The 6,000-nt window shown below is 66.7% G+C and carries 4 protein-coding genes; all 4 read right to left on the bottom strand.

Annotation, left to right across the window (positions count from 1 at the left end):
- Positions 1-467 precede the first annotated feature (467 nt).
- The 4 genes from Acor_RS09730 to Acor_RS09715 all read right to left on the bottom strand — a co-directional run bounded on the left by Acor_RS09730 (position 468) and on the right by Acor_RS09715 (position 5,891).
- A complete protein-coding gene (locus Acor_RS09730) occupies positions 468-3,047 on the bottom strand; it encodes a valine--tRNA ligase (RefSeq protein WP_246238532.1) in 2,580 nt (859 codons plus the stop codon).
- Positions 3,048-3,119: 72 nt separating this feature from the next.
- A complete protein-coding gene (clpX, locus tag Acor_RS09725; protein WP_155336230.1) occupies positions 3,120-4,397 on the bottom strand; it encodes an ATP-dependent Clp protease ATP-binding subunit ClpX in 1,278 nt (425 codons plus the stop codon).
- A 191-nt stretch (positions 4,398-4,588) separates the two neighbouring features.
- Positions 4,589-5,233, bottom strand: coding sequence for an ATP-dependent Clp protease proteolytic subunit (locus tag Acor_RS09720; protein ID WP_155336229.1), 645 nt, complete (start codon positions 5,231-5,233; stop codon positions 4,589-4,591).
- A 13-nt stretch (positions 5,234-5,246) separates the two neighbouring features.
- Complete coding sequence (locus Acor_RS09715; RefSeq protein ID WP_155336228.1) at positions 5,247-5,891, bottom strand: ClpP family protease; 645 nt, start codon at positions 5,889-5,891, stop codon at positions 5,247-5,249.
- Between the last annotated feature and the right edge of the window lie 109 nt (positions 5,892-6,000).

Here is a 6,000-nt window from a genome sequence, read left to right as displayed (position 1 = left end):
CACACGAACACCTGGCCCAACAAGATCTAGACCTTGTAGTTCCGGGGGTGCCTCTATCTTTGCAAGCTATCCGATCTACGTCAAATCATTTAAATTTGGCGCCATCTTGAACCACTTGCGAAACTGTCAAACGCTCTGTCTCCAGAGCACCCTCCCACCGCACCGAACCCGAAGCGACACCGATCACGGCGAAGCGTCCGGAATCCCGGCTGAGGGAGAGGGGGGCGGTGAGCCTGCCGCCGAGATCCTGTTGGGGTTCTCGGCGCGCCGTGCTTACCGCGTACAAGAACATTAGCACCCTCTCAGGGGTGCTGCGAGCAACTTCGGTAACCTGAGATCCATTCCCTGTCCACGAACCTCTAAACATCGCGGACAGCAGAGGACAAGTCCCCCAGTGCGGACACCCTCCCACCAGCCAAAACGGTCGGCCCCGGAGCGAAGTCCGCTCCGGGGCCGACCGGCCGGCTTCAGGCCGGGAGAGACGCGAGCTGGGCTTCCAGACGGACGATGTCCTCCTCGGCCTGGGCCGCGCGGGCCCGGACCTTGGTCACCACGTCCTCGGGCGCCTTGGCCATGAACTGCTCGTTGCCGAGCTTGCCCGTCACCTGAGCCTGCTCCTTGCGGGCCACCGCGAGGTCCTTCTCCAGGCGCTTGCGCTCGGCGGCCACGTCGATGGCGCCGGCCGTGTCGATCTCCACAGTGACGCCGCCGACGGACAGCTTCGCGGTCGCGTTGAACGACTCCGTCGCCGCGTCCAGGCGGAGCAGGGCGCGGATGGCGGTCTCGTGCGCGGCCAGAGCCGTACCGGCCAGGGAGAGGTTGGCCGCGACGCGCTGGCCGGGCTTGAGGCCCTGGTCGGAGCGGAAGCGGCGGACTTCGGTGATGAGGTCCTGGAGTGCGTCGATCTCGGCTTCCGCCGGGCGGTCGGAGAGTGACCGGTCGGCGGTCGGCCAGGGGGCGACGACCAGGGACTCCTTGCCGGTGAGCGCCCGCCAGAGCTCCTCGGTGACGAAGGGGACCAGCGGGTGCAGCAAGCGGAGCAGGGCGTCCAGGACGTGGCCGAGCACCCGTTTGGTGTTCTCCGCGACCGGGCCGCCGGCGTTGATCTGGATCTTGGCGAGCTCCAGGTACCAGTCACAGACCTCGTCCCACGCGAAGTGGTACAGCGCGTCGGAGATCTTGGCGAATTCGAAGTCCTCGAAGGCCGTGTCCACCAGGTCGACAACGGACTGGAGGCGGGACAGGATCCAGCGGTCGGCGGCGGTGAGCTCGTCCGGCAGGCCGGTGGAGACCGCGCCGTTCATCAGGGCGAACCGGGTGGCGTTCCAGATCTTGTTGCAGAAGTTCCGGGAGCCCGCCGCCCAGTCCTCGCTGATCGCGACGTCGGAGCCGGGGTTGGCGCCGCGCAGCAGCGTGAAACGGGTCGCGTCCGCGCCGAAACGCTCGATCCAGTCCAGCGGGTCGACGACGTTCCCGAACGACTTGGACATCTTCTTGCCGAACTGGTCGCGGACCATGCCGTGCAGGGCCACCGTACGAAACGGCGGCTGGCCGTCCATCGCGTACAGCCCGAACATCATCATTCTGGCGACCCAGAAGAAGAGGATGTCGTAGCCGGTGACCAGGACGGTCGTCGGGTAGAAGCGCTTGAGCTCCTCGGTCTGCTCCGGCCAGCCCAGAGTCGAGAACGGCCAGAGGCCGGAGGAGAACCAGGTGTCCAGAACGTCCGGGTCCTGGACGTAGCCGTCCGGGGGTGTGTCGTCGGGGCCGACGCAGACGACCTCGTCGTTCGGCCCATACCAGACCGGGATGCGGTGACCCCACCAGAGCTGGCGGGAAATGCACCAGTCGTGCATGTCGTCCACCCAGTCGAAGTAGCGCTTGGCCAGCTCCGGCGGGTGGATGCGGGTCCGGCCGTCGCGGACCGCGTCGCCTGCGGCCTTGGCCAGCGGGGAGACGTTGACGAACCACTGCAGCGACAGCCGCGGCTCGACCACGGTCTTGCAGCGCGAGCAGTGCCCGACCGCGTGCACATACGGCCGCTTCTCGGCGACGATCCGGCCGTCGGCGCGGAGCGCGGCGACCACGGCGGGGCGCGCCTCGAAGCGGTCGAGACCCTGGAACGGGCCGGGCGCGGTGATCACGCCGCGCTCGTCCATGATCGTCATGGCCGGCAGGTCGTGGCGGCGGCTGATCTCGAAGTCGTTCGGGTCGTGCGCGGGGGTGACCTTGACCGCGCCGGTCCCGAACGCGGGGTCGACATGGTCGTCGGCGACGACCGGGATCATGCGCCCGGTCAGCGGCAGCTCGACCGTGCGCCCGACCAGGTGCGTGTAGCGCTCGTCCGACGGGTGGACCGCGATCGCGGTGTCGCCCAGCATCGTCTCGGCCCGGGTGGTGGCGACGACGATCTCGGTGTCGCCCTCCCCATACCGGATCGAGACGAGCTCGCCGTCGTCCTCGCTGTGCTCGACCTCGATGTCGGACAGCGCGGTCAGGCAGCGGGGGCACCAGTTGATGATGCGGTTGGCGCGGTAGATGAGCCCGTCGTCGAACAGCCGCTTGAAGATCGTCTGGACGGAGCGGGAGAGCCGCTCGTCCATGGTGAAACGCTCGCGGGACCAGTCGACGCCGTCGCCGAGCTTGGTCATCTGGCCGAGGATGCGCCCGCCGGACTCCTCTTTCCACTGCCAGACGCGCTCGACGAACGCCTCACGGCCGAGGTCGTGCCGGGACAGGCCCTCCTTGGCGAGTTCGCGTTCCACCACGTTCTGGGTGGCGATCCCGGCATGGTCCATGCCGGGCAGCCAGAGGGTCTCGAAACCGCGCATCCGGGCGCGGCGGGACAGCGCATCCTGAACCGAATGGTCAAGGGCATGCCCGACATGCAGCGACCCGGTCACGTTCGGCGGAGGCAGCACGATGCTGTACGGCTCACGCCCGCTGCCAGGATCCGCGCCGAAATATCCGGCCGCGACCCACCGCTCGTAGCTGGGGGTCTCGACGTCGGCAGGTGCGTACTGGGTAGGAAGCTCAGGCGTCGTCACGCTGCCTAATTGTAAGAGCACCCAGGGGTACAGCCGCCGCCAATATCGGCGGCCATACCCGTCAAAGCCGGATCAGGCCGACTTCTCCCGCGGGGTGCGCTGCTGCTTCAGCTGGTCACGCGGGATGAGCGTGGGGTTCACGTGCTCCAGGACGGCTTCCCTGGTGATCACCACGCGGGCCACGTCCTGCCGGGAGGGCACCTCGTACATAACCGAGAGGAGCACCTCTTCCAGGATCGCGCGCAGGCCGCGGGCGCCGGTGCCGCGCAGGATCGCCTGGTCGGCGATGGCCTCCAGGGCGTCGTCGGTGAACTCCAGCTCGACGTTGTCCAGCTCGAACAGCCGCCGATACTGCTTCACCAGCGCGTTGCGCGGCTCGGTCAGGATCTGGATGAGCGCTTCCCTGTCCAGGTTGTGCACGCTCGTGATCACGGGCAGCCGGCCGACGAACTCGGGGATCATGCCGAACTTGAGCAGGTCCTCCGGCATGACGTCGCCGAAGATGTCGGAGGAGTCGACCTCCTCCTTGGACCGGATGATGGCGTTGAAGCCGATCCCCTTCCGGCCCACCCGGGACTCGATGATCTTTTCGAGGCCGGCGAAGGCGCCACCGCAGATGAACAGCACGTTGGTGGTGTCGATCTGGATGAACTCCTGGTGCGGGTGCTTGCGGCCGCCCTGCGGGGGCACGCTCGCGGTGGTCCCCTCCAGGATCTTCAGCAGGGCCTGCTGGACGCCCTCACCCGAGACGTCACGCGTGATCGACGGGTTCTCGCTCTTGCGGGCGATCTTGTCGACCTCGTCGATGTAGATGATGCCGGTCTCGGCCTTCTTGACGTCGTAGTCCGCGGCCTGGATCAGCTTCAGCAGGATGTTCTCGACGTCCTCGCCGACATATCCGGCTTCGGTGAGCGCGGTGGCGTCGGCGATGGCGAACGGCACGTTCAGCATCTTGGCCAGCGTCTGGGCGAGCAGGGTCTTGCCCGAGCCGGTGGGGCCGAGCAGCAGGATGTTGGACTTGGCCAGTTCCAGGCCGTCGTCACGCCCGCGCTCACCGGACTGCACTCGCTTGTAGTGGTTGTAGACCGCCACCGAGAGGGCCTTCTTCGCCTGGTCCTGACCGATGACGTAGGCGTCGAGGAACTCGTAGATCTCCCGCGGCTTGGGGAGATTGTCCCACTTCAGTTCGGAGGACTCGGAGAGCTCCTCCTCGATGATCTCGTTGCAGAGGTCGATGCACTCATCGCAGATGTAGACGCCAGGTCCGGCGATGAGCTTTTTGACCTGCTTCTGGCTCTTGCCACAGAACGAGCACTTGAGCAGGTCTCCCCCGTCGCCGATGCGTGCCACCCCAGATACTCCTTTGCGTGGGACCGCCCTGCTACCGCGGTCCGTTCATTCCGCGCCAGTCACTCCGGTGCGAAAACGTCATCCCGCTCAGGTTTCGACGTTACCGTCTTCTGGGCCCTCAGTGAGCCCCCTAGCGGCGAGTCGCACCGGAACGTGCCCAATTGGGCACCGTTCCGGTGCGGTCAGACCTCTTAGGAAGCCACGGCCGCGGCGCGACGCTTGCGGGACGGGATGATGTCATCCACCAGCCCGTACGCCTTCGCCTCGTCCGCGCTGAGAATCTTGTCGCGCTCGATGTCGCGACGGATCTCGTCCGAGGATTTGCCCGTGTGCTTTGCCACGATTTCTTCGAGAAGAGAGCGCATCCGCAGGATCTCGCGCGCCTGGATCTCGATGTCCGATCCCTGGCCGCCGCCCTCGGTGGAGGGCTGGTGGATCAGGACCCGGGCGTTCGGCAGCGCGAACCGCTTGCCCGCCGTGCCGCCGGCCAGCAGCACGGCCGCCGCGGAGGCGGCCTGGCCGAGGCAGACGGTCTGGATCTCGGGCCGGACGAACTGCATGGTGTCGTAGATCGCCGTCATGGCGGTGAACGAACCACCGGGCGAGTTGATGTAGATGCTGATGTCCCGGTCCGGGTCGAGCGACTCCAGCGTCAGCAGCTGGGCCATCACGTCGTTGGCCGAGGCATCGTCGATCTGCACGCCGAGGAAGATGATGCGATCCTCGAACAGCTTGTTGTAGGGGTTCATCTCCTTCACCCCGTACGTCGTGCGCTCCACGAACGACGGGATGATGTAACGGCCGTTGATGTCTCCCGGCCGGATCAGCTCACTCACTTCGGAACTCCAGTCATGAGACGGCGCCCTCAGAGGGCACCTGCCGTGCGCTGCGGACGACGTGGTCGATGAAGCCGTAGTCCTTGGCCTCCTCGGCCGTGAACCAGCGGTCCCGGTCGGAGTCCCGCTCGATCTGGTCGACCGGCTGCCCGGTGTGGAAGGCGATCTGCTCGGCCAGCGTCTTCTTGACGTAGAGCATCTGCTCGGCCTGGATGGCGATGTCCGCCGCCGTGCCCCCGATGCCGCCCGAGGGCTGGTGCATCATGATCCGGGCGTTGGGCAGCGCGTATCGTTTGCCGCGAGCGCCGGCGCAGAGCAGGAACTGGCCCATCGAGGCGGCCAGGCCCATCGCGACCGTGCACACGTTGTTCGGCACGTACTCCATCATGTCGTAAATGGCCATGCCGGCGGTGATGGAACCGCCGGGGGAGTTGATGTAGAGCCAGATGTCACGCTCCGAGTCATCCGCCGCGAGCAGCAGGAGCTCGGCGCAGAGGCGGTTGGCGACCTCGTCGTTGACCGAGGTGCCGAGCACCACGATGCGCTCGCGCAGGAGCCGCTGGTAGAGCTGGTCCTCAAGCCGGAACGAGCCGTTGGGCTGCGCGTGCGACTCGGGCCCGAAGCTGGTGGGCTGGAAGAAGGTCGGCGGGCTGGTCACAGCGTCACCTTCCGATGCGTCGTTATCGATGGGCTTTGATTGTGACCTTAACGCGCGCCGCAGACAGCTCATGCCCGCTCACGCAGCTGTTCGCTGACGGCGCATGGCC

The organism is Acrocarpospora corrugata (assembly GCF_009687845.1).
GTDB lineage: Bacteria > Actinomycetota > Actinomycetes > Streptosporangiales > Streptosporangiaceae > Acrocarpospora > Acrocarpospora corrugata.
This window is presented reverse-complemented; position numbering and strand designations above follow the sequence as displayed.